Origin of the sequence: Glutamicibacter arilaitensis (assembly GCF_044793945.1) — a bacterium.
Lineage (GTDB): Bacteria > Actinomycetota > Actinomycetes > Actinomycetales > Micrococcaceae > Glutamicibacter > Glutamicibacter arilaitensis_B.
In genome coordinates, this window is record NZ_CP084994.1 from 1,563,994 (window position 1) to 1,589,087 (window position 25,094).

General features: G+C 52.8%; 18 protein-coding genes. 16 read left to right on the forward strand and 2 right to left on the reverse strand.

Annotated features, from left to right (window positions below):
- The first annotated feature begins 4 nt into the window (after positions 1 to 4).
- The 11 genes from LG294_RS07200 (at position 5) to LG294_RS07250 (ending at position 16,590) form a co-directional block, all read left to right on the forward strand.
- Positions 5 to 1,066 carry an LCP family protein gene (locus tag LG294_RS07200; protein ID WP_404290896.1) on the forward strand — a complete coding sequence of 354 codons (1,062 nt, stop codon included), beginning with the start codon at positions 5 to 7 and terminating at the stop codon, positions 1,064 to 1,066.
- A gap of 144 nt (positions 1,067 to 1,210) precedes the next feature.
- Positions 1,211 to 2,059: an ABC transporter permease gene (locus LG294_RS07205; protein ID WP_404290898.1), complete on the forward strand. Its 849-nt coding sequence runs from the start codon at positions 1,211 to 1,213 to the stop codon at positions 2,057 to 2,059.
- Positions 2,060 to 2,207: 148 nt separating this feature from the next.
- Positions 2,208 to 2,933 (forward strand): ABC transporter ATP-binding protein, encoded by a 726-nt coding sequence (locus LG294_RS07210; protein WP_404291682.1) that lies wholly within the window; start codon positions 2,208 to 2,210, stop codon positions 2,931 to 2,933.
- 8 nt (positions 2,934 to 2,941) lie between these two features.
- Positions 2,942 to 3,979 carry a glycosyltransferase family 2 protein gene (locus LG294_RS07215; RefSeq protein WP_404290900.1) on the forward strand — a complete coding sequence of 346 codons (1,038 nt, stop codon included), beginning with the start codon at positions 2,942 to 2,944 and terminating at the stop codon, positions 3,977 to 3,979.
- On the forward strand, positions 3,976 to 4,800 hold the full coding sequence (locus LG294_RS07220) for a CDP-alcohol phosphatidyltransferase family protein (RefSeq protein WP_404290902.1): 825 nt from the start codon (positions 3,976 to 3,978) through the stop codon (positions 4,798 to 4,800). The genes LG294_RS07215 and LG294_RS07220 overlap by 4 nt, the downstream gene beginning before the upstream one ends.
- Positions 4,801 to 4,863: 63 nt before the next feature.
- Entirely contained in the window at positions 4,864 to 5,709 is an 846-nt protein-coding gene (locus LG294_RS07225) for a glycosyltransferase family 2 protein (RefSeq protein WP_404291684.1), read from the forward strand.
- Positions 5,710 to 5,774: 65 nt separating this feature from the next.
- Positions 5,775 to 6,236, forward strand: a complete 462-nt coding sequence (locus LG294_RS07230) for an adenylyltransferase/cytidyltransferase family protein (RefSeq protein WP_404290904.1) — start codon at positions 5,775 to 5,777, stop codon at positions 6,234 to 6,236.
- 44 nt (positions 6,237 to 6,280) lie between these two features.
- Positions 6,281 to 7,552: a CDP-glycerol glycerophosphotransferase family protein gene (locus tag LG294_RS07235; RefSeq protein WP_404290906.1), complete on the forward strand. Its 1,272-nt coding sequence runs from the start codon at positions 6,281 to 6,283 to the stop codon at positions 7,550 to 7,552.
- Between the two features lie 151 nt (positions 7,553 to 7,703).
- Positions 7,704 to 9,008: a stealth conserved region 3 domain-containing protein gene (locus LG294_RS07240; protein ID WP_404290908.1), complete on the forward strand. Its 1,305-nt coding sequence runs from the start codon at positions 7,704 to 7,706 to the stop codon at positions 9,006 to 9,008.
- Positions 9,009 to 9,069: 61 nt separating this feature from the next.
- Entirely contained in the window at positions 9,070 to 12,576 is a 3,507-nt protein-coding gene (locus LG294_RS07245; protein ID WP_404290910.1) for a CDP-glycerol glycerophosphotransferase family protein, read from the forward strand.
- Between the two features lie 180 nt (positions 12,577 to 12,756).
- Positions 12,757 to 16,590 (forward strand): CDP-glycerol glycerophosphotransferase family protein, encoded by a 3,834-nt coding sequence (locus LG294_RS07250; RefSeq protein WP_404290912.1) that lies wholly within the window; start codon positions 12,757 to 12,759, stop codon positions 16,588 to 16,590.
- Here the strand turns inward: LG294_RS07250 and LG294_RS07255 are convergent.
- The gene (locus LG294_RS07255) at positions 16,587 to 17,783 is read right to left on the reverse strand and encodes a CDP-glycerol glycerophosphotransferase family protein (RefSeq protein ID WP_404290914.1); all 1,197 of its coding nucleotides are present in this window, start codon (positions 17,781 to 17,783) and stop codon (positions 16,587 to 16,589) included. The genes LG294_RS07250 and LG294_RS07255 overlap by 4 nt on opposite strands.
- A 391-nt stretch (positions 17,784 to 18,174) precedes the next feature.
- Here LG294_RS07255 and LG294_RS07260 point away from each other — a divergent pair, with 391 nt between their 5' ends.
- Genes LG294_RS07260 through mutM form a run of 4 tightly spaced genes read left to right on the forward strand, consistent with a single transcriptional unit; the run spans position 18,175 to position 20,540 of the window.
- Positions 18,175 to 18,696 carry a YceD family protein gene (locus tag LG294_RS07260; RefSeq protein ID WP_404290916.1) on the forward strand — a complete coding sequence of 174 codons (522 nt, stop codon included), beginning with the start codon at positions 18,175 to 18,177 and terminating at the stop codon, positions 18,694 to 18,696.
- A 2-nt stretch (positions 18,697 to 18,698) separates the two neighbouring features.
- Positions 18,699 to 18,902, forward strand: coding sequence for a 50S ribosomal protein L32 (rpmF, locus tag LG294_RS07265; RefSeq protein ID WP_060701450.1), 204 nt, complete (start codon positions 18,699 to 18,701; stop codon positions 18,900 to 18,902).
- 3 nt (positions 18,903 to 18,905) lie between these two features.
- Entirely contained in the window at positions 18,906 to 19,604 is a 699-nt protein-coding gene (gene rnc / locus LG294_RS07270; protein WP_404290919.1) for a ribonuclease III, read from the forward strand.
- Between the two features lie 9 nt (positions 19,605 to 19,613).
- On the forward strand, positions 19,614 to 20,540 hold the full coding sequence (gene mutM, locus LG294_RS07275; RefSeq protein ID WP_404290921.1) for a bifunctional DNA-formamidopyrimidine glycosylase/DNA-(apurinic or apyrimidinic site) lyase: 927 nt from the start codon (positions 19,614 to 19,616) through the stop codon (positions 20,538 to 20,540).
- 12 nt (positions 20,541 to 20,552) lie between these two features.
- Here the strand turns inward: mutM and LG294_RS07280 are convergent, their stop codons facing one another.
- Positions 20,553 to 21,368, reverse strand: coding sequence for a serine hydrolase domain-containing protein (locus LG294_RS07280; RefSeq protein WP_404290923.1), 816 nt, complete (start codon positions 21,366 to 21,368; stop codon positions 20,553 to 20,555).
- Positions 21,369 to 21,519: 151 nt separating this feature from the next.
- Here LG294_RS07280 and smc point away from each other — a divergent pair, with 151 nt between their 5' ends.
- Positions 21,520 to 25,092 carry a chromosome segregation protein SMC gene (gene smc / locus LG294_RS07285; RefSeq protein WP_404290925.1) on the forward strand — a complete coding sequence of 1,191 codons (3,573 nt, stop codon included), beginning with the start codon at positions 21,520 to 21,522 and terminating at the stop codon, positions 25,090 to 25,092.
- Positions 25,093 to 25,094: the final 2 nt, after the last annotated feature.

The following is a 25,094-nucleotide window of genomic DNA, read 5'->3' on the forward strand; positions in this document are numbered from 1 at the left end:
AGGAATGAATACCGACAACACAAGTAAAAGTTTTACGTCTCGTAGCGTCCGCTACGGTGTGGAGCGACGGCGAAAGCGCCGCCTGCGCGGCATTCTATTGTCGTTAGTTTCCGTGGTGGTCGTGGCAGCTTTGGGCGCGGGGTTCTATCTCTTTAGTCTTCAGCATCAGTTCAATTCGAAAACGAATACCTTGTCGATTGACTTCACTGATGAGCAGCAGAGTTCGCGACCTGTGAAAGATCCCGATGACGGCTCCATGAATATATTGATGCTGGGCGTAGATCATGCCGATGAAGAGCAATCTGATGCCGCGGCTTTAGACGGGGCTGTGAGTCAACGCAGTGATTCCATGATGTTGGTGCATATTCCAGAAAATCGAAAGCAAATTTATATCATGTCTTTGGTCAGAGATATGTGGGTCGATGTCCCAGGTTTCGGCCAGAACAAGCTCAACGCTGCGGTGTCATTTGGAGGGGTACCTCTGCTTATGCAAACCGTTGAAGGGCTGTTCGACACCAAAGTTGATCACGTGGCGATGATTGATTTTGAGGGCTTCCGCGAGCTGTCCACTGCCCTGGGTGGCGTTACGGTTTCCAACGAAATCCCTTTCACCGCGAATGACACGGACTACTTCTACCCGGCTGGAGAGATCACCCTCGAGGGAGATCGAGCCTTGCGTTTCGTGCGTGAACGAAAGTCTTTCAGCGATGGTGATTACCAGCGCGTCAAGAATCAACGCGCTTTCCTCGTTGCCGCCGTCAATCAGATGCTGTCCAACGATACATTCACCAATCCGCTGAAACTATACGATATTGTCGACAAAGTTTCGCCCTATCTGACCTTTGACTCAAAATTCGATTCGGCGACCATGGTTGGTTTGGGTATGCAACTAAAAAACGTAGACACCGAAAATCTAGAGATGTTCACCGTGCCAACGGCAGGCAGTTCAACCAGTGCCGATGGTCAGTCAATTGAACTTGCCAGCGAACTTGCAGTCGCTCAAATCTCGGATGCGCTGCAAACCGATACAATGGCCGAATATTTGGCGGAGTACCCGCCAGAGTAGAAGACCCCAATCATGGGTGGGAGCAATTGCACTTGCGTGAGCGGCGCGAAATCACGTATTACTAACACTCGTAAACTAGACTTTGAACATCTGTGCTGACGAATTTAAGTAGTAGTTAGCATTCGACAAGAGGACAATTTGCACATGACAGTGGCAGAGGAGGCCGAGAAATACGGCTTGCACCGAGTAGGGGCAAGGCCGTCTTTGGTCAACTATCTGAAACAGACGTGGGGTCGTCGCACATTCATTTACGAATTGGCGAAGTCACGCGTTCAGTCGCAGAACCAGCGAAACCGGCTGGGGATTATTTGGGTTGTACTCAAACCTACGTTCAATGCCCTCATGTATGGGTTTATATTCGGAATTTTGCAAGGCGGCAACAAACCTCAAGATTTCCCAATATTTGTGGTCATTGGGGTATTCCTCTTCGAGTTCTTCTCCTCATCGATGACTGGTGGTGCTAGGTCAATCACTGGCAATACTGCATTAGTTCAATCACTGGCATTTCCCCGCCTTGCGTTGCCCGTAGGCAAGGTCACGGAAAATCTGCTCACCCTAATGCCCATGATTGGCGTGATGTTCATTTACGCGCTGATTCTCGGCACCACACCGAAGTGGTCTTGGTTTGTGATATTCCCACTTATCGCCTTGTTTACGATTTTCAACATGGGCACTGCACTTATATGTGCTCGCATCACGGTTCATATTCGTGACTTCACGCAACTTCTGCCACTCGTGACCCGAATCCTTTTCTACACGTCTGGGGTCTTGTTCAGCGTAGACAAGTTATTGGATAAGTGGCCATGGATGATCAGGGTTTTTGATTTTCATCCGATCTACCAGACTTTGACCATCGCCCGAGGTTCAATCATGAACAACGAAAGTTACGATCCTACTGCATGGTTGGTAGTGGGCGGCTGGGCCGTGATCGCGTTGATCGCGGGCTTGTTGTATTTCTGGAAAGCTGAGGAGCGTTACGGCCGTGAAAGTTAATTTTGATGATCTAATCAATCCTGGATTGCATCCTGATTACGAGCCTGAGCCAATATTTTCAGATGACACGTCTTTTATTGATGTAGTTTCTCCCGAATCTGTCACCGCCTCACAGCTCCATATTGACTCTTCACGACAGCCTGTCGTCATGGTCGACAACCTGCATGTCAAATATCAGGTTTATTCAAGTGGAAAAGCTTTGGGAAACGCCGGTGCTCGTCGCCTGCTCCAGACTAAAACTCGTGGCGTTCGGACGGTTCACGCATTGAAGGGGATCTCCTTTGTTGCCTATGAAAATGAATCAATAGGTGTCATTGGATCTAATGGCTCGGGTAAATCGACCTTGTTGCGTGCGATCACCGGACTCACTCCGCCTTCTTCTGGTGCAGTTTACGCTCGTTCGCGGCCAAGCCTTTTGGGCGTCGGCGCTGCCTTGATACCAGACTTATCCGGTGACAAGAACATCACGCTTGGCGGTCTAGCGCTTGGTTATGATCGCCAAGGCGTCGAGAGGATGCGCGAAGACATAATTAAATTCGCGGAGCTAGAGGAATTTATTGATCTGCCGATGCGCACTTATTCATCTGGCATGGGCGCGCGACTCAAATTTGCAATCGCAGCTTCCAAACAACATGACATCTTGATTATCGATGAAGCACTTGCAGTAGGTGACGCGAAATTTAAAAAACGTAGTGAAGCAAAAATTCGTGCGATTCGTGAGAACGCTGGCACTATTTTCAACGTATCCCACTCGATGGGTTCGATCAGGGAAACCTGTAATCGGTGTATCTGGATCGAAAAGGGCGTCCAGAAAATGGATGGCGACACGGACACCGTGATTAAGGCTTATCAAGCCCACCTGAAGAAGAAATAAAGGGACGGATGACTGAATATCCTGGTGTTGCTTACGTAATGCCTGTGCTGAACGAAGCTGACTATCTACAAGAAGCAGTCGAATCGGTATTGGCTCAGGACTACGAAGGCGACAAGGAGCTGGTGCTTGCATTGGGTCCAAGCACGGATGAAACAAACCTTGTCGCGCAACGCATCGCCGCTCAAGACTCTCGGATTACGTTAGTAGAAAATCCGCAAGGTCGAACTCCAATAGCGCTGAATCTTGCCATTCGTAACTCGTCTAATCCCATCGTTATTCGCGTCGACGCTCATAGTGAACTCCCAGCTTCTTACACCAAGCGTGGCATTGAAACATTGAATCGAGTAGGCGCGCACGACGTGGGCGGACTTATGGACGCCCGCGGGCGCACGGTTCTCCAGCGAGCTATTGCCGCGGCGTATCACTCGAAATTCGGCTTCGGTGGACCTGCTTATCATTCAGGTGCACCAGAAGGCGAAGCTGAGTCTGCCTATTTGGGTATCTTCCGCCGCGAAGTTTTCGAAGAAGTCGGCTATTTCGACGAGAAGATGTGGCGGGCACAAGACTGGGAATTATGCCTGCGAATTCGACAAGCTGGGCATAAAGTCTGGTTTGATCCGGAACTCAAAGTCGGCTATTACCCGAGGGACAATTTCCCTTCCCTGATCAAACAGTCCTTTGCCTCCGGAACATGGCGGGGGGAAATTGCTCGCCGATTCCCAGAAGGCAAATCGTTACGTCATGACCTTCCACCGGTACTGCTAGCCGGGATTACTCTTGGGATCGCCTCAGCAGTAATTCAGCCCATCCTCGGTGATGATCTTCCGAAACCAATCAGTATTTTGCTAACGCTCAGCAAAGCGGTTCCGGTACTTTATGGTGCATGTGCTTTGATGGCCGGCTTTCGCGCTAAGGGACAAGGCCTTAGAGAAAAACTGCTTACCGCAGTCACCTTCCCGGCTATTCATCTTCCATGGGCCGCTGGCTATATTAAAGGCCGTACAGTGGGGGCCGGAAGTACTCTCGACAAGGGACGAATTAAATGAGCGTAGATCGACCAGCCCGGCCCACAATGGAGGAGTTGCGGCTGGTCTGCCAACCGCCGCATGTTCGAGCACGTAAAAACGCTGAGCATTGGACCGCTGAGCTGTATCTGCGCCATATCTCGATTTATCTCACGGCGCTGTTAGTTCGCACCCGAATCACGGCGAATGGTGTCACCGGGTTAATGATTCTTGCCGGCTGGTGCATGTCCCTTGCACTTCTGATCCCAGGGATCTGGGGACCGATTCTCGCTGTGGTGCTTTCGCAAGTCCAGCTCTACTTTGATTGCTCGGATGGAGAAGTTGCTCGGTGGCGCGGCACTCAGTCACCGCGAGGCATTTTTATCGACATGGTCGGTCACCATACGACTGAAGCACTTATACCTATTGCCTTGGGCTATCGAGTTTTCTTGGAACTCTCAGCAACCGGAGCGAACGCATCTCAGGCCTGGCCAACGCTATTCATGGCTGGCTGCTTGTCCGTGTTGCTGGTGCTGAACAGGTCCCAATCATTGATGGTGCACGCCGCTCGGAGCATGGCTGGACTAGCTAAACTTCCTGATACCGCAGAAGCTCGTTCAATCCCGGTGACATCTCTCGTAGGTCGTCTACGTTCCCTGGCACGCTTTTTACCGTTTCACCGGATGCTTCATGCGGTGGAACTCAGCTTGGTAATTCTTGCGTGCGCAATCATTTCTGCTCTTGCAGGAGCTCCTGGAATTGCTGAGAAGTGGATGATTTGGATTCTCCTGCCTGCGACGGTTTTGGTTAATATTGGTCATTTCATCGCGAACATGGCTTCCACACGGCTTAAAGCTAGTTAGTTCGAAAGGAGGAAGACGTTGTCTGCAAAAGAATTATCCCGCGTCGGTGTTGTAGTGCTGACCATGGGAAACCGCCCCGCCGAGCTACGCCGAGCTTTGGATTCCTTACTTGCACAAAAATCAGTCGAGATCGACGCTGTAGTCGTTGGAAATGGTTGGGACCCGGTTGATATTCCCGCCTCCATAAAGACGCACTTCCTTCCAGAGAACTTAGGGATTCCCGCCGGTCGCAATGCCGGTGTTAGCCAAGTGGAAGGTGAATTCCTCTGTTTTCTCGACGATGACTCCTGGTTCCTTGACGATGATTTTTTGATCACTTCAGTCGAACGTTTTAAGAAGTACCCGCATATGGGATTACTTCAGCCGCGTATTACTGATCCTAAATCCTTCGAGAACGATCCTACGCGCTGGATTCCGCGCTTGAACAAGCGCACGGCAGAAGAACCAAGCAAAGTTTTCCACGTGGGGGAGACCTGTCTAGTCAGCCCACGCGCGTTATTTGACCAAACCGGTGGCTGGGCCGCAGGATTTTGGTATGCGCATGAGGGTATCGAACTTGCTTGGCGCATCTGGGACACCGGGCACTATGTTTGGTATGCCGGCGACATGCGCATCGGACACCCAGTCGTGGATCCTCGTCGCCATGATGAGTTCTACCGGCTAAACGCACGCAATAGGGTTTGGCTTGCACGCCGGAATCTGCCTGCCCCATTATGCTGGATCTATCCGACTTCCTGGCTGTTGGTCGAGTGCCTGCGGATGAGGAAAAATCGCTCCGCTGTCAGTCAGTACATAGCTGGTTGGCGTGCCGGATGGCGTGGAAGCCCATGGCATCGAGAAGCTCGGCCTAAGCTTAGATGGTCGACCGTGCTTAGAATGACTATGGCAGGACGACCACCAGTACTTTAAAATTTTGGCGCGCGATAGAGCTCGCCACTAAGACTATGCACCAGCAAAATGGCGCGGAGGTAAACATGGCTAAAACAGTTCTTACTTACGGAACCTTCGACTTGTTCCATATTGGACACCTAAATATTCTCAAGCGTCTGAAAGAAAAGGGTGACCGGCTTATAGTCGGCGTATCAACAGATGATTTCAACGCTATCAAGGGCAAGAAACCAATTGTTCCGTTTGAGCAGCGTTTGGAAATCGTTCAGGCAATCAAGTATGTAGACTTGGCCATCCCGGAAGAGAATTGGGAGCAGAAGCGCCTAGACATCAAAAAGTATGATGCGAAGGTCTTCGGCATTGGTGAAGACTGGAAGGGCAAATTTGATGATCTGGGTGACGAAGTAGAAGTAGTCTACCTGCCGCGTACAGCGGGCATCTCAACTACAGAAATGAAGCGCGTTTTGAGCGAATTCGACGAACGCCACGTTGAATCGTTGAAAAATACCCTGGACTCCTTGAGCCAGATTGTCAAAGAGCTCAGCTAAGAACCATTAGTTCAAAACTCGTCCCTACCCGCAGAAACTTAGCCGTGTCTACAGATCATTTTCCTGAAATAGTAAAGTCCGTAGCAAAAAATGCGCTGAGGGCCATCGGGCGGCAGCCAGCGGTGAAAACCGTGACTAAACTTCTCAATCCAGCGGCTACAGCCGGACCCGCCGTTGGCATATCCGATGTGCGAGTTGCCGGTAGGGTCGCAATGTATTTCGGAGACGCGTCGAGCAAGCTCTATCAGGTGATCCAATGGTTGCCTGTCTTGGAAGAACTTCACCGGAAGCATGAAGTTCTCTTGATCTTTCGTACGCTCAGCGCATTTCGTGCAGCGTCGAAGCTTACGTCGTTGCCGAAGGTGTACATCCGTAAGTACGCAGATCTTATGGACTTCTACGATGACAATGACCTCAAGCTGATAATTTACGTCAACAATTCGTACTTGAATTTCCAGTCACTCGAACACCCTCGCATGGTTCACGTGCACGTGAACCATGGTGAGAGTGACAAGCTGTCAATGGTTTCTAACAGAGCAAAGGCCTACGACAAGGTATTCGTGGCTGGACCGGCCGCGATCAAGCGTCACGAATCAATGCTTGTTGATTTTGATTTCAGTAAACTTGTTATCACCGGACGCCCACAGTTGGACATCGAATTTGAACCCGAGCTAGAACCAAGTTCGCAGATGGATGTTATGTACGCGCCGACTTGGGAGGGCGAGAACGATGACAACAACTACACCTCTATCGATCTTTACGGTGAAGAAATTGTCGATGCTCTCTTGGCGAACCCAAGTTTGAGAGTTATTTATAAGCCTCATCCGCGAGTGCAAGGAAGTTCCGATCGTGCCGTGGCCATGGCGCATGAAAACATCGTGCTTAAGTTGGAAGAGGCGAGTGCATTCGGAGCCAAACACGTTGTGTGCATGGAGGGGAATATCCTTTCAATGTTTGGAGCCGCAGATGCCTTGATTACCGATGTATCCAGTGTGGCGTTGGATTTCTTGTATCTGCACCCAACAAAACCGTTGATACTTTCGGATCGGCGGACCAATCAAGCGAACCTTCACCGAGACGCTCCAGTCTCACAGGCATGTCAGGTCATAGACGCGAGCACGATTGGGAAGGCTGTTGAGCTTCTTCCTGCCGCACTAGTCAACGACCAGCATCAAGTAGCAAGAGAGGAAATGCGGCGTTTCTATTTCGGTGACTTAGAACTTGGTGATTCAACGGTGCGCTTTGAGCAGGTCATAGAGCAGCTGATGATGGAGCGCGAGCAGAAGCTTAGCGGTATCCGGCAGTGGCATCGATAGAAAATTATCAGCGAATACTAGGGATCGACGCACGCAATTTCTCGCTGCTTGAGAACCTTCATTCCATAGAATAGGTAGGTAATTCTATGTTGAGCAAGAATCGGGAGATGTCGTGGATTTCGCTGGATGGCGTGGCAAATTAGGAAGTACCGTGCCAGCGACACTTCTGCAAAAGCTCCTTGCAGCAAAGCAATCGGCGAATTTGCCGCCACTAGCTTCAGTAGCCCGGATTCGTTTGGAGAATGAAAAAGCTGTCATTGCTGTCGCCGATCGGCTTGGCTTGAATTACTCTTGGGATGAGTATTCCGCTACTTACGTCACGAACCAAGAATCTTGGGATCTATTGGAAGCGGAGCTTCTATTATCAGGGATGTCCTTCTACCGAATAGCTGAGACTGGCTCGTATGCCGCGTCCACAAGTTGGTCCGCGGGACTCTCACAACTTGATGCTCGGTCCCAGGGGACCGGAGCAAGATGGAATGTCTTTCCGGGAGAGATAGATCCTAAACACGATGCCTTGGACTTTGTGGGCCCAATTGATGTGGTCTACACGTGGGTTAATGCTGAAGATCCGAACTGGCTTGCTAATTACCGACAAGCATTAGTGGATGAAAACAGTGAACTCGAATCCAGCGCTGCCGATTTAGGCCGATTCGTTTCGCATGACGAACTCCGGTATTCACTTCGTTCTCTGGAACTAAATCTTCCATGGATCAACAACATATTTTTGGTGACCGAGGGGCATGTGCCTGAGTGGCTTGTTGCAGAACACCCCAAACTCACCATTGTTGACCATGCAGAGATCTTTGATCCACAGTGCCTTCCCACGTTCAACTCACATGCCATCGAATCACGTCTGTCCTTCATCCCGGGGCTCAGCGAGCATTTTATTTATGTCAATGATGATGTGTTTTTTGGAAAGCCGCTTTCTCCCAACACCTTCTTCGGGCCAACAGGACAAGCTAAGTTCTCCCTCTCCCAGGGGCATTTTGCGGATGCCGCGGAAACAGAACTTCCGGTGAATGTAGCTGCAGCAAACAACCGTGAACTTGTGGTTTCGTCCTATGGACGTACGACCTCGCGTAAATTTAAACACGTCGCTCACCCGCAGCGGCTCAACGTTCACCGTCTAGCCCATGAAAAATACAAAGAAAAACTGACCGCTACTGCGATGAACAAATTTCGCAACCCCGCGGATGTTTCTCTTCCATCATCCCTTGCACACCAGCTAGCCGCACGGACTGGTCAGGGTTATCCCACAGAATTCGACTACGCTTACTTAGATATAGGTAGTCCTAGTCTTTCGCTGCAGGCGCTTCGACTCTCTCGACGTAACCCGCCGCATATGTTCTGTTTGAACGAAGTTCGGCAGTCGACAGATACGCACCAACGAGCGCGCGTGGTCAAACTACTGCTTGAAGTCCTTTTCCCGTATAGGTCTTCATTTGAAAAGTAGGTTTTGGCTACACCGCCAAGATCTGAAAATTAGTGACGCACAATTTTAAGGAATATCGTCAGTGGTTCTAAAGAAGCTTTCCGCACAAATGCTGGTCCAGTCGCTAGTCAGCGATCTACGTGGCCAGCGACTGAAAAGGAAGTCATACCGCTACTACGCAGGCCATCACAGCCTAAGTCTTGAGTCACGCGACGGCGTACTAAGCCTAGATGCGGAACTGAACTACTCGCCTTTTGGCGTCTCGGTGTTGCATGGTCGAAATATTGTGTTTGGCGCACCTACTGTAAACGTTGAGCACCCAGGAACTGAACGTACCAGCGCTAGTGCAAAGATCGAGCTTGGGGCCCTGCTTGACGAGTGGGAAGACTACCGTGCGGAAAAGTTAGAAGTCGAAGAGAACACAGCACCGGAAGATGACGACGGTGCGAAAGCCGAAGAATCTGAAGTAGACGATGAAGGGCTCCCCGCAGGCACAGTACGTTTGGCATTCAGTTTCAACTGCTACTTTGAACAGTTGCCAAGCGGGATCGCCTGGATACAGATCGAACCCAATGGCGAACTCATGCGCCGCAATGAAGTTAAGGACCTCGTTGCCGAGGAATCCCTCGTCCTTGAGCGCCCGGTGATCGCGCATCGAATCATGGGAAGGTTCGAAAAGACTGAACTACGCGGTGCAGGCCGCTACCGGGCAGGTGAACGCAGTACCGGTGTTTACGTGAACAAGCGAGCTGAGATTTCCATTGGGCTGAATCGCGACGTTTCGCACTCTTACCGTATTCGAACAGATAAAACTCAAGTGCAAGAAGGAGTCTTCAGCCTCGCTGGAATTCTTGACACGCAAACTGATCGCTTGACCGGGGCATTGTTGCACATCGTAGGGCGTCGTTCTCAGGAAATTTTCGAGTCGCCCGTTGAACTGACGTTGGATGACGCACTTGCTGACCGTCGGTTTGGTAAAGCAACGTACACGTGGAAAGCCGCTGTGGACTTTGCCAAACAAGATTGGTCGTTGATCGACCGGGGCGACAATTACGATGTCTACTTGATGGTCGGGCTCGAGGGAAGCGAAGAACCACGTCGAATCCGAGTTACTAGAACCCCCTTCGTGGTTCGTTCAACCACCCACGCAGGTGCGGTCCAGAAGGGGAACCAAACACTGGCGATCTCGCCATATTTCACCTTCAAGGCAAAATCTACGTCATTGACTCTTGAAGTCTTCGAAAAGGAAGCCTTCGCGGTTCTGACGAATTCCAAGGCGCGGCATTTCCCAATCCTTGAAGAGGGCCGCAAGCCCATTTGGATTATCGGCGAGTTGGCCTACAAAGCTCAAGACAATGGGTTGCATCTGTTCCGTTATTTGCGTGCCGAACGCAAAGATATCGATGCTTACTATGTCATTGACGAAAACGCCCCAGATTTACGGAACTTTGACTCCATGGATCATGTTATTTTCCATGGAAGCAAAGAACACTTCGAGTTAGCTATCCGAGCATCTCGATTCGTGGGTACCCACCATGCCGATTACCTCTACCCCACCCGCCATCAAAGTTTTTCCTCACGTACCCGCGCTACCCGAGTCTTCCTCCAACACGGGGTTATGGGCACGAAATGGATGGTGCCCAATTATGGTAAGAATTCTCCAGGGTTCACCACGGACTTGTTCATGGTGTCCTCAGAACGCGAAAAGCAGTACATCGTCTCTGACTTCTTGTATTCGTCGGAAGATGTCAAAGTTACAGGACTGTCGAGATTCGACTCCCTGCTGGCGGAAGACACACCAACCAACGAAAACATGCTTCTGATCATTCCTACCTGGCGTGATTGGCTGCAGAGCGAAGACGTATTCCTCGAATCAGAGTACTTGCAACAGTGGAAAGATCTGATCTCCTCCCCGGAACTCGCCGCCCTGGCTGCCGAGCAATCACTAGAGATTGTCTTTAGCCTCCACCCAAATATGCAGCACTTCCGTGAGCATTTCAGAGATACTCCTGCTCGGCTGATCGTGCAGGGCGAAGTCGACGTTCAGGAATTGATCAAATCCGCCGCGGTGATGGTTACCGACTATTCCTCAGTTGCTTTTGACTTCAGCTTCCTGCACAAACCGGTGCATTACTTCCAATTTGATCGCGCTCGCTTCCTGGGCAAAAAAGGTTCCCATCTTGATTTGGACGCGGAGCTGCCGGGGCGAATTGCGTTCGATAGTGCGACCCTCTTGCGGGATCTTTCGGAAACGATGGTTCGAGGCAAGAGGATGGAAGCTGAATACGTGCTGCGTGCAGATGCCTTTATGACCAACCGGGACCAGCACAACTCTCAGCGCGTTGCCTCTGAAATCGAGCAGGCCACCTTGCGCCGCCGTTCGCAAGACGGGTGGAAGGCAGAACTGCCAGAGAAGCTCATGCGTCGTTTCCGAAAAGACAAGCGTTACTTCTCGGTGATGCGTGCACTTTTCAAGAGCATTTCTCGCACACCGGCCGACGAAAACCTGATTGTTTTCGAGTCAGGACTTGGCAAGCAATACGGGGACTCGCCTAGATACATCTATGAAGAGTTGGTTCGTAGCGGCGATACTCGTAAAAAGGTGTGGATCTATTCGGGCGCGCATCGCTTCACTGACGCCAACACAATTACCATAAAACGGCTGTCTCCCGAGTACTTCTGGTACTTGGCACGGGCAAAATACTGGGTAAGTAACCAGAGTTTCCCGCATTACCTGCGTCGGCGCAAGGACGGCATCTTCTTGCAGACCTGGCATGGAACGCCGCTGAAGCATATGGCATTGGACATCGAGGAAATCCATGGCCGCGATGAAGGGTACGTTCAGCGCGTACTCAATGCGACCAACCAGTGGTCTCACCTCATTTCACCGTCGAGGTACGCCACCGACATCATGAGATCGGCGTATTCGTTCTCCGGTATCGCCGCCGAACTTGGATATCCACGCAACGATATTCTAATGTCTGCCGACGCGCCGATCAGAGAAGCGAAGATTCGTGAAGGGCTCGGTCTCGCACCCGACGTTCGAACCATCCTTTACGCACCGACATTCCGTGATGATGCCGGCACAGGCCGCGGTCGATTCCGATTCGAGCTTCCTCTGGACCTAGAGGAATTTGACCGCCGTTTCGGTGCGGACACTGTGTTGTTGCTACGGATGCACGTGCTTGTTTCCAATGCGATCACGATTCCGGAAGAGCTACAGGCCCGAGTCATGGATGTCTCCGGCTTTGCGGATATTCAGGAGCTTTACCTGGCGACAGACGTATTGATCACCGACTACTCTTCGGTGTTCTTTGACTATTCCCTGCTACGTCGACCGATCGTTTTCTACGCCTATGACTTGGAAAATTATCGAGATAACCTACGTGGTTTCTATCTGGACTACCAGAACGAAATGCCGGGTCCGATAGTTGAGACTGAATCGGAGCTTTGGAACACTGTGCAACGTGCCCTGGAGGGCGAAGACATTGGGGGAGTGGACCGTGATAGTTTTATTTCCCGCTTCGCCCCACACGACGACGGATCAGCCTCAAAGCGCGTAGTTGAACGCTTCTTCCCACGAGATTGATCGTAAGTCAGTGAAGCCCGGCATCGATAAATCGATGCCGGGCTTCACCTCCGATGGCAGCCAACACGGACGAAATATAGATAATTGTCCCGGTAAGTAGGGAAGAATCATCAGGTAGCTCGCTAGCCACCGATGGAAGGCCAGCGTGATTCAGCACTGGCCGATGGTTAAAGGAACATTGTGAACAGATTTAGTACCCGAGTCGTCCTAGGAATTGGACGTCGTATCGAGCGTCGTGGCAAATTTCGAATTGCCGCAATTTTCTATGAACGGGCGTTGGCAACAAAGCTACTTAAATCTGATGAAATTCGTTTCCGGCTTGGATTCTGCCAGTTCAAGATGAAGAAGTATTCCTTGGCGATGGGCAACATGGAATCGGCAATCGCCCACCAACCACACCGCTTTGGTTGGATCCAGGCACTGGCCTTGAACATGCAGCGGATGAAAAAATTTGACCGGGCCCTTGAACTGTTTGCGGCGGCCTGCGCAGGGCAACCTCAGAATATTAGGTGGCATTCCCGATTCGCCAAGTGCGCGGTGGCTGCCCGCAAAAAGGAACTTGCGGGCTCAATTTTAGAGAATCTCGTAGCTAGATTTCCCTCCGAGCCGTCAAGCTCGGCGTCCTTGGCAGATCATCTGCTTCAAACAGGACAGCGGTGGCGTGAAGTCGAAGTACGCCTGGCATATGCACCAGTCCACGAACTAGACGCTCAGTGGATGCTGCTCACGGGCCAGGCCGCACAATTCATGGCCCGATTCGAAATTGCCCGAGACTACTTCCTGAAGGCGACGCTACTTGATCCGGAGTATTCCAAGGCCTGGTATGGGCTTGCTCGTGCCTACGAAGAGCTTGGCGAAAATATGAATGCCCAGCATGCCGATGCTCAAGCAGTGCTCACCAGCACCGACGAATCAACAGTGAATCTGGGTGTCGGACGCATGCACGAACGTGCCAACGACTGGAACCGGGCTGCAGAGTCCTATCGAGATGCGTTGGCCGACACCGGGAAGCCTGGAACCAGGCAGGCGTTGAACTATCGGGCAGGGGAAGTGAACAGCAAACTATTTAATCTAGAAGTTGCAGCGAGATACTTCGGGGAAGCCCGTGTAGCCGCCACAACTGTAGATGAACAGGTGTTGTCCGCTTATGCGCAAGCGCGGGTTTATGCTCGCGCCGGTAATTTTGCGAGTGCCGCGGAAACATACTCGACCTTCGTCGAATTGTTACCGGAGCAAAGCCGCGTGGAGGAGCCGGTGGCTCTCTACCGTTATGCACACGCGTTACACCGGATGAATGACTATGAGCAGGCAGCAAGGGTTTATCTTCGGGCGGCTAGCGCCTGGGGATACCTTAGCCAACCACTGAAGGTTCCAGCTGTAGCCGGCCCACGCGCTGCCCACCATATAGATCGGGCGCAAACGGCCGAACAGCGTGGGCAGTGGCATGACGCCGCCGAAGCATATCGCGACGCGTTATGGCATACCTCGACGACCCAACGGACGTGGCAGGCTCGTGCGGGACAAGCACTAACCAATATCGGTGAACCGCAAGCTGCCTGCGATTACTTTGAAAATATGCTGCTCTTCACCGAAATCTCGGTGGCAGGTATTGGGACAACGCTCAAGGGCGTCGGGCGGCACCGAGGCGCGTTGTTCATTCATGCGAGTGAACAAATGCCGATGGATGAGAAGCTCGTCCTTTTCGAATCGTCTCATGGAAAAAACGTACATTGCCATCCTCTGGCTATTTACCGTGCCATGCGCCAAGACGAGCGTTTTGATGGGTTCCGTTACGCATGGGTTTATAACGACCACAACGAGGTCCCCGCGCAGCTTTCCGAGCATCCAGAAGTAGCCATTATCAAACAGCACTCGGACTCCTATATCCGGTTGCTGGGAACCGCCAAGTACCTGGTGAATAACGCTACATTCCCGGCATACTACTCAAGGCGTGAGGGACAGCAAGTTCTCAACACCTGGCATGGAACGCCGCTAAAATTTATGGGAAAGCTCGTCAAGGGTGCAATCGGTGAGCATAGAAATGTGCAGCGCAACTTCCTGCACACCACTCATCTGATGGTGCCGAATCAGCACACACTGAAGACGCTGTCGCAGGATCACGACCTTGATGGGCTGTTTCCAGCTAACGTGGCATTGACCGGCAGCCCTAGAGTCGACTCGATGCTGAGCCTCACCCAACAGCGCCGCGCAGAGATTCTGACTGAACTTCGGATTGATCCGCAGAGCCAAGAACCAATCGTCCTCTTTGCTCCCACCTGGCGAGGGCAGCTCAATGACCGTAGCTACGATGTGAACTCATTGGTGACGGACCTCGCCAAAATGGCTCGAGGCAATCACCAGATGCTGTTCCGTGCACACCGCTTCGCGGAACAGCTCATCGGCGACGCGCAATTGGACGCAACCATAGTCCCCTCATCAATCGATACTAACGAACTGCTAGCCGTTGTCGACGTGCTGATCACGGACTATTCATCGATTTACTACGACTTCCTCCCGGCGCGAAAGCCTGTGCTCTTCTATACCCCGGACTTTGAAGCCTATGATGCCGAACGCGGTCTGTACTTTGAGCGCGAGAGCTGGCCCGGCGAAGTCAGCGACAACATTGAGGATTTGGTCCACAGTCTGCACCAAGCGCTTGAGGCGCCAGCAGGAGCTGCCCACCCAAACTTCGCGGAAAACCTTGAACAGTTTGCTCCGTTGGAAGATGGAAACGCCAGCGCACGGGTCATTGAATTTTTCTTCTGTGGCGACGACAAGCATGTTCTCGCCCCAGAGGTCGACACCCGTACCAAATTGCTCTTCTACCAAGGCCCATTCAAACCGAACGGAATCGCAACCGCCTTTGTGAACCTGATTGGCTCATTGGATCCCAGCGAATATCTAGTTGCGGTGGCAGTGGATATGAACGCCACGGGTGCTGACCCAGCTGCAATGGCGATCCTCAATTCATTGCCAGATCATGTGAAGATACTGCCTCGGGCCGGCGCCACCGCGATGTCAGCTGAAGAACGCTGGGTATCAGATTCTTTCCACGCGCAACGTGGTTTCAGCTCGACTGAGGCAGAAAATATACATTTGGGCACCATGGCCCGGGAAATGAACCGCAGCTTCGGTTCCGCTCGATTTGATATGGCCATCAATTTTGAAGGGTATTCACGGTTCTGGGCAGCTCTCTTCGCCGCTGGGCACAGCCACGCAACTAACACGAGCATCTATCTTCACAACGACATGGTGGGCGAATGGCTGCTGCGCTTCGGTACCATGCCAGGCTTGTTTGCTACCTACGGCCACTTTGACTCGCTGGTGTCGGTGACCGAAAGCGTTGGGCAGATCAATCGACAGCAACTAGGCGAACAATTCGGAATCGACGAATCAAAATTCACAGTGTCGGAAAACTTATTGGATCTGCGCAAACCTTCAGAATGGTCCGAACTGTCTGAACCAGTACACGAATTCAGCGGTGACGGCCTTACAGTTTTCGCGAATATGGCACGTCTTTCTCCCGAAAAGGGACAGTCTAAGCTATTGCACGCATTTGCTCGTGTGCATGCAGCCCATGCGAATACTCGTTTGCTGCTCATCGGCGACGGTCCGTTGCGTATGAGCCTGGAAGATCAGATAGTCGAACTTGGTCTAGACGGCAAGGTGGTGATCACCGGCTTGCTAGCCAACCCATTCCCGACCTTGAAATCTGCCGATTGTTTCGTCTTCTCCTCAGACTATGAAGGACAAGGACTTGCAATGATCGAAGCGATGATGCTGGGCCTGCCTGCCATCTCCACGGACGTCGTTGGTTCGCGCAGTGTGTTGACGGGCGGCTTCGGTTTACTTGTCGAAAACTCCGTCGAGGGGTTGGCCGAAGGCATGGAACGCCATCTCAATGGATTCAAAGCCGAGTTTGAGTTTGATGCCGAAAGCTATCAAGTGCAGGCGCTAGAGCAATTCGAATCTCTGGTGAACAAACGGGTGCCAACTGGTTCCCGCTTGGGCTAGGAGTCAAGCAGGGCAAGCGATTCGCCCAGGAACCGATCCATACTCGCGCCAGGCGTGATGTCCCCGAAGTACTCCTCAATAAGGGCATCACGTCCGGCGTCCTTGGTATCTAGCGCTTGGCGGACTAGATCTGCAGTGTACGGGGCTTGAACTGAGCTTAGGCTCGGTAGCTGCTCTAATGCAGGGGAGTCAGCCACGACAGCTTGAGAAGACACGGGCGTGGTGATGAATATTGGTTTGCCAGTAGCAAAGAAATCGTAAGCAACAGCCGAGATATCTGTGATGCAGGCGTCTGCCTTATGCCATTGCCAGCCCCAATGCGCGGTGTCGTCAAAGAGCAACCGTCCAGCTGATTTCGGATTCTCGGAAGAGAGTTTCTCTCGGATCCTCGCGACGTCCGCACCGTATTGTTCGACGTTGACTCCGGACCGGGGATGCGGGCGGAAGATTATGTTAAAGCCACCGTCATTGATCAACGAATTGATTACCTGGACACCGTGGCTTGATACCGATCCATAGTTCATTGAAGGTCGGTCTCCTTCCCAGGTGGGTGCATAGAGCACCGTGGGCAGCGAACTGTTCAATGCGTAAGGTGCAAGATAATCCGCGTCAATCTGTGGCCGACCTACCAATCGGGTTCGCTGTTCGACATCGTAATTACGCAAGTTCAGCGCTAAACGGTCGCGCGCGGCCTGTCCTGCACTGAAAACGTAGTCATAGGCCTTGAGCTGGTTAGACCACATATAGGCCTTTTCGCTTTCTCCATGGCAGATAAATACGTGGTTGAGCTCGTTGAATCGGATCATCTGGAAATTACGGATGTTCTGATTAACGTAGAACACCACGCTTAGATTTTGAGCATCGACTAAGGCTTCGATATCGCCAATGGTTGGAGCTAGATATACCGGTAGCGGGCATTCTTCAGACAAAGCCAAAGCGGTATCCGCACTGCGTGTAATCACCACGACAGGGACAGAATCGGACAGCTTCTTCAACGGTTCGTACCACTGGCGAATCTGATAAGCATTGACCATCGCGTCTGTAAAGTACAGTGCAACTTGGTATCGATGCTCTCCGGTGGGCTGATGGAATAACTGCCGAGCGTTCCGACTAATGTAGCCACGTTGTTGCCGGGCGTCCAAATGCATCTTGGCAAATCTAGCTGCACCGGCCAAAACTGGAAACGCGCGCATTTATCCCTCTCATGAACCTCAGAAACTCATGGACCATTCTATGCAAGGGATTATTTTGGCAATTGCTGGACAGGCCAAATGGCTGAATATTTTCAATTCGGGTGAAGATCAGGAACACGCTGGTGATAAATCAAGCAAAAGAGCACCGTCTTGTCTCGATACGAAGGCATGTTGCGATATTGTGTGTCTAGTGCAACATTGATTCATTGCCGTTTGAAGCGTTCCCGGTTTGGGAACTGAGCTTCAAACAAGCTAAGATGAAATGTCGGACTATGTTTTTATAGGAGTCATCATTAGCGATAAGCGTTCTGATCGATCGCCACACAGTGCACTCGATCGCAACTCGCCATTGGTTATATCAGCCATGGATCTTGGCCGAGCGCCAGGTTCCATGAAGACTCTTAATGAACAGGTTCCGGCACCCGCTGATGTGGGTAACGCACTCATTGGTATTCGTGGAGGATCTGAGATTTCCTTAGATCTTCGCCTCGAAGCTGTACACGAGGGCATTTTGGTATCCGGCATTGCCACGGTGGAAATCGCTGGCGAATGTGGACGGTGCTTAGCGCCTATCGGGTTCAACTACGGGGCTGATATTCAGGAACTCTTCTATTACGAAGAGAGCGATGAATTCGAAGAAGATGATGATGTAGATCAGTATTGGGTTGTCGGTGACTACATTGACATCGATCCGGTATTGCGGAATGCAGTGGGTACCGCCCTACCATTCCAGCCGGTATGCCGGGGTAATTGTTTGGGTCTCTGCAATGAATGCGGAGTGAGCCTCAACGATGAACCTGAGCACCACCACGAGGTAGTAGATCCTCGTTGGGCAGCGCTTGCGCAGTTGTCCGAGGCCGCCACAGAAGATGTGGCAACAGATAAAACGTCAGACGAGAGAGAAGAGAAGTAGTCGTGGCTGTTCCAAAGCGGAAGATGTCCCGTGCGAATACTCGTGCCCGCCGTTCACAGTGGAAGGCTACCGCACCGAGCTTGGTGAAGACCGTTGAAAACGGTCGCGTAACCTACAGCCTGCCTCACCAGGCAAAGGTTGTCACTGACTCAGCAGGTACCGAGTTGTTCCTTGAATACAAGGGTCGCAAGGTCGCAGACGTCTAAGACATGTCTTCTAAAGAAGAACTTTTGAAGCGTCTCGGAATCGACATAGATTCCGAGACGCTTCATCTTTCGTTGACCCACCGTTCGTACTCATACGAAAACGGTGGCATTCCCACGAATGAGCGCCTTGAATTCCTGGGTGACTCAATATTGGGCTTTAGCGTTGCCGAGCACCTCTACAAGACCTCTCCTGATCTCCCTGAAGGGGATTTAGCAAAGCTCCGTGCCGCAGTAGTCAGTACCCGTGCCTTGGCTGATATTGCCCGAGGACTCGAACTTGGCCAGCACATTCTCTTGGGTCGTGGCGAAAGCCAGTCCAACGGCGCCAACAAATCTTCCATTCTCGCCGACACAGTTGAGGCGCTTATTGGTGCCGTCTACCTGGTGCACGGCATGGATGAAGCGCGTGCCATGGTGATGCGGCTTGTCGGCCCCCTGCTGTCTGACCCGCAACTCCTCGGGGCTGCCACAGACTGGAAAACTGTCATCCAAGAAGAAGTGGCCGCCGCCAAAAACGGTGAGATGCGCTATGCGGTAACGGGATCCGGCCCTGATCATGCTCGCACTTACGAAGCGGAGCTGCTCATTGGCAATAAAACCTATGGCAAAGGCGCCGGTCCTTCGAAAAAGGAAGCCGAGCAGGAGGCCGCACGAAACACTTGGAATATACTTCACCCTGGTGAAGATCTTCCGAAACGATGAGACGTAGGTATGCCAGAGCTGCCAGAAGTAGAAGTTGTCCGTGAAGGATTAGATAAATGGGTTCGCGCTAGATTAATTGAGTCAACCCAAGTCCTTGATCCACGGTCCGTTCGGCGTCATGCCGACGGCGTACGCGATTTCGAGGAAACTCTTACCGGCTGCACATTGTCTTCGGTCGTACGCCGGGGGAAATTCCTCTGGATGGATCTCGAAGGTCTTTCAGAACCCGCGGCTTTAGTGGCGCATCTTGGGATGAGCGGCCAGCTTCTGGTCGAAGAGCCCGACGCGCCGGATGAAAAACATCTGAAGGTTCGCTTGACGCTCAGCGAGCGGTTCGATGCACCATCCGAACTACGCTTTGTTGACCAACGAATTTTCGGCGGAATGTTTTTGTCCCCGCTGGTGCCGACCACAGATGGGCACCCAGGAGGGTCAGGTAGCAATAAACCGTATATTGCACAGGCCGCCGCACATATAGCACGTGACGTCTTGGACCCGTATAGAGATCATGAGCGTCTCTATCAATCACTTCGTAAACGGACCACTGATCTTAAGCGAGCAATTCTGGATCAGGGGGTTATCTCCGGTGTTGGCAACATTTACGCTGACGAGGCGTTATGGCAAGCAGGACTATCAGGTCTGCGTAATACTGCGACAATTCGACGCCCAGAAGTTGAGCGCTTGGATGCGGCACTTGTTGACGTGATGTCACGCGCTCTCGAAGCAGGGGGAACCAGCTTTGATTCCCTGTATGTCAACGTCAACGGGGCCAGTGGTTACTTCGCGCGTTCCCTGAATGCCTATGGACGTGAGGGCAAAGCATGCATGCGTTGCGCCGGAGATGGACGAGAATCGGTCATCCGCCGAGACCCTTTCATGGGGCGCTCCTCGTATAGCTGTCCCATATGTCAGCCGCGACCTCGGCGGCGCCGATGACTTCTTCGCGAATTACTGCGTAAACTCGTTTTGTATTTTTTCATTGAACTGCGCCCAAGCTTCTACAGCCCACGGCCCGAATGGTTTATCCGTCAAAGTCACGCAGGCGAGCCGATTTTCGGGATCTACCCAGAGGAAAGTGCCTGATTGACCGAAATGGCCAAAAGTCGTCGCCGGATGGCTAGGGCCAGTCCAATGCGGACTTTTGGTGGAGCGGATTTCGAAGCCTAGTCCCCAGTCATTCGGGTTCTGCCTCCCGTAGCCGGGCAGTATGCCTGCCAGATTTTCGAAATGAATGCTGGTTGCATCAGCCAAGGTTTGTGGAGCCAGCAACGTTGGATTGAGCAATTCCGCTGCGAACAACGCAAGATCTGACGCGGTCGATTTACCGTCCTTGGCACAACTGCCGTCGATTTCCGTGTTGCTCATTCCCAGTGGCGTGAAGACGGCTTCTTGCGCATATTCAGAGAAGCTCATACCGGTATCTTTTTCAAGATGTTCGGCCAGAACTTCAAAACCGGCGTTTGAATATCCTCGCTTAGTTCCTACCGCGTAACGGATGGTTTTCGAGTCAAAGTCAAATCCAGCTGTATGCGCAAGAAGATGGTGCACCGTTGAGCCATCCGGGCCCGCTGGATCTTCCAACGTGATTGCTTCTTCTTCAAGGGCAATGAGGAACGCATAAGTGCTCAACAGTTTGGTCACGGAGGCTAGCGGGTAAACACGACTTGTATCTCCATGCGTGGCCACTATCGCGCCGTCCCCGTTGACGATTACAGATACCGCGTTATCTACAGGCCACTGCTCAATCTGGGCTAAAACGCTCATGGTTAGACCAATCCCTCATTATTCGTTCTCGTGATTGCGAGCGGGAGTCACCCAATCGTGGCATCGCTTCGCTAGAATTACGAGCAGGAATTGGGTAGCTTTCCCTAGACCAACCATATCGACACTAGACCGAACATAGGAACTTTACGCCGTGCATCTGAAGACTCTCACCGTTCGCGGATTCAAGTCTTTTGCTTCGGCGACCACCTTTGAATTCGAGCCTGGTGTGACCGCTGTCGTAGGCCCGAACGGTTCAGGAAAGTCGAACGTCGTGGATGCGCTTGCCTGGGTGATGGGGGAGCAAGGGGCCAAGACCTTGCGCGGCGGCAAGATGGAAGATGTCATCTTTGCTGGCACCTCGGGACGTGCACCATTGGGCCGTGCCCATGTGTCGCTGACCATTGATAATGCTGACGGCAAGCTTCCCATCGATTACTCCGAAGTTACCATCTCGCGAACTCTCTTTCGCGCCGGCGGATCTGAATATGCCATTAACGGATCTTCCTGCAGGCTTCTAGACATCCAAGAACTGCTTTCTGATTCCGGCCTGGGCCGCGAAATGCACGTCATTGTTGGTCAGGGCCAGTTGGATAGAATTTTGCACGCCACGGCAGAAGACCGCCGCGGTTTCATCGAAGAAGCCGCGGGTGTGCTCAAGCACCGCAGGCGCAAGGAAAAGACCCTTCGCAAGCTTCAAGGGATGCAAGGCAATTTGGACCGCCTGGAGGATTTGAATTCCGAGGTGCGCCGGCAACTAGCACCCCTGGGACGTCAAGCAAAAATCGCACGCCGAGCACAAAGTGTGCAACTCGATGTGCGTGATGCCAAAGCTCGGCTTCTTGCCGATGACCTGGTGTCGCTGAATAACAAATTGGCCCAGGACATTGATGACGAAACCAAGATTCAAGCTCGTCAGCAAGAAACCAACCTAAAACTGGAACATGTGAAGAGCCATGTGGCCAAGCTGACCGGAGAAGTCGAATTACTGGCGCCACGGTTCGGCCTGATCAACGAATCATGGGTGTCATTGACTACCCAATCCGAGCGATTCCGATCTCTATCAGCCTTGGCGCGTGAACGCGGGAAGCTGTTGGAAGGCAACCAGACGCACTTTGATTCAAGCCGCGACCCGGACAGGTTGGAATCCCAAGCGGAGCGCTTAGCCGAAGAGCTGGCAGAGCTTGAAGAGTCGGTGGAAGACCGGCATGAAATCCTGGCCGAAGCAATTGAGGACAAAGAGCAGGCTGAGGAGCAATCGCGGGCCGAACAACAGCGGATGGCTGCGCTGCTGCGCGCGGCTGCCGATCGCCGCGAAGGCATGTCGCGATTGGCCTCCCAAGTTGCCTCGGCGCGCAGCCGTGTCGATGTCACCCGTGCAGAGATTGCGCGCCTCGAAGACGGATTGCGTTCCTTTGACGCGGATCTCGAAGCGGACGCGAAGTCGCACGCGGAGCTATCGGTGGAACTGGAGCATCGACTTGCCATGGAATCCGCATTGAACGACGAATTCGACCGTACGGAAAAGGGATACTTCCTGCTCACCAAAGCACAGTCGGAGACGGCCACGCAGGAACGTGATCTTTCGGTCCAGATTTCAGGACTGAAGGCCCGCCTTGATGCGTTGCAGCTCAACACCAAGCGTGATGATAATTCCGAAAGGTATATCAAGCAGGCCCCAGAGGCGATTTTAGGTCGCCTCGGCGAGCTTATTTCGGTGACTCCCGGATATGAGCAGGCAATTTCTGCAATCCTCCGCGAATCAGCAGAATCTTTGGTCACCCGGGATCAGGAGTCCGCTCTGCAGCTGCTTGTAGAAATCGGATCGGACGGCGCCACGCATGCGAGCTTTGTCCATGCCTCGGCAACTCATTCAAGTACCCCAGCCCCAAAGTCGGCTGCGATTGCCGCCCGGGACGTCGTAGTTGCGGGACCAGAGATCGGCAATCTCCTGGACGCGCTGTTTGCCCACCACTACGTAGTGGAGGATCTCACCGAAGCCGCAGCGCTTCTGCGGATCGACCCACGCGCTCAGTTCACCACCCTGGAAGGCACCGCGGTCTCCGCGTTGCGAAGCTCTGCGGGGGACTCAGCTGGAGCATCGCTCATTGCCCAACAGGCTCTGGTCGAGCAGACGGCCTCCGAACTGGCCACGGCCCAACGTGAACTTGAAGACTGCGAAGCCAGTTTGGCAGCCCGTGCGCCGGTGCTCTCAGAGGCGCAACTGGCTTACGAGGATGCACAAGGAGCGCTGGCCGAGTCGGATGCCAGCATCGATGAGATCTCCAGCTACCTGGCCAAACTCGGGCAAAAGCTTCGCACGGCCCGCACCGATAAGGACACCTTGCACGAGCGGGTCCAGGCGACCCGTGAAAAGCTAGAGATCGAGCAAGAATCCTTGGAAGAGATCACCGAACGCATGGAGATGGCTTCCGAAGACCAAGATGAAGGTGCCATAGATGATGCCGGAAGAGCAGCCTTGGCAGATGCCGCCTCTTCGGCCCGCCAGCGTGAACTTGAAGCTCGCCTTGCCCTGCGCAGCAGCGAGGAACGTGTCAGTGCCTTGCGTTCGCGCGTGGAGGGTCTACGCCGGACAGCCGCAGCCGAACGCACCCACCGTGAAGTGGCGGCACGCCGTGCTGAGGAACGCAGGGCACAAGCGGCTAACGCGCTGCGCGTAGAACAAGCTGCCGAACGCGTCTTGCGGTTCATCGAGGTTTCAGTGGGCCTGGCAACCCAGGAACGGGAAGAGCTGACCGGCAAGCAGCGCGAGCTGGACCAGCTGCTTGCTAGCCAGCGGGTGGAAATCGAACAATTGACCGCAGAGCTCGCCCGCCTCTCGGACGCGGTGCACCGCGACGAAATGGCGCGAGCGGAACTGCGCATGAGAATTGAAGCGCTAGAGAGCAAGTCCTTGGAAGATCTGGGATTCTCCCCGGATCACTTGATCGCCAACTTTGGACCGGACCAGCTGATTCCGGAAGAAGCGGACCCCGACGACAAATGGGCCGAGCTTCGTCAAAATGTTGATGACGAAGGGAACCTCATTGGGACTAAACCCTTTGACCGAGTTGAGCAGGAAAAACGTCTGAAAAAGGCAGTGAGGGACCTCGCTGCCCTCGGCAAAGTTAATCCACTGGCACTCGAAGAGTTTGCGGCACTTGAAGAGCGGCACAAATTCCTCAGTGGACAGCTTGAGGATTTGAAGAAGTCTCGTAGTGATCTGCAGCAGATCATCAAGGATGTTGATGCACACGTGGAACGCGTCTTCACGGAGGCTTACAACGACACCGCGGTGCAGTTCAAACGAATCTTTGAGCGTCTTTTCCCTGGGGGAGAGGGTCAGCTGGTGCTCACCGACCCAGAAAACATGCTTACCACCGGTATCGAAGTTGAAGCTCGTCCTGCGGGTAAGAAGATCAAGCGGCTCTCCCTGCTCTCCGGTGGCGAACGATCCTTGACTGCCGTGGCACTGCTGGTAGCAATCTTCAAAGCACGTCCGTCGCCGTTCTATGTAATGGACGAGGTCGAGGCTGCACTTGATGATGTGAATCTGGGGCGCCTGATAACCGTCTTCGAGGAACTCCGTGAAGCATCACAGCTCATTGTCATTACGCACCAGAAAAAGACCATGGAAATCGCTGACGCGCTCTACGGCGTGACCATGCGCGGGGACGGTGTCTCTACGGTGATTAGCCAGAAGATGGCTCGCTCCGAGGCCGTTTAGCA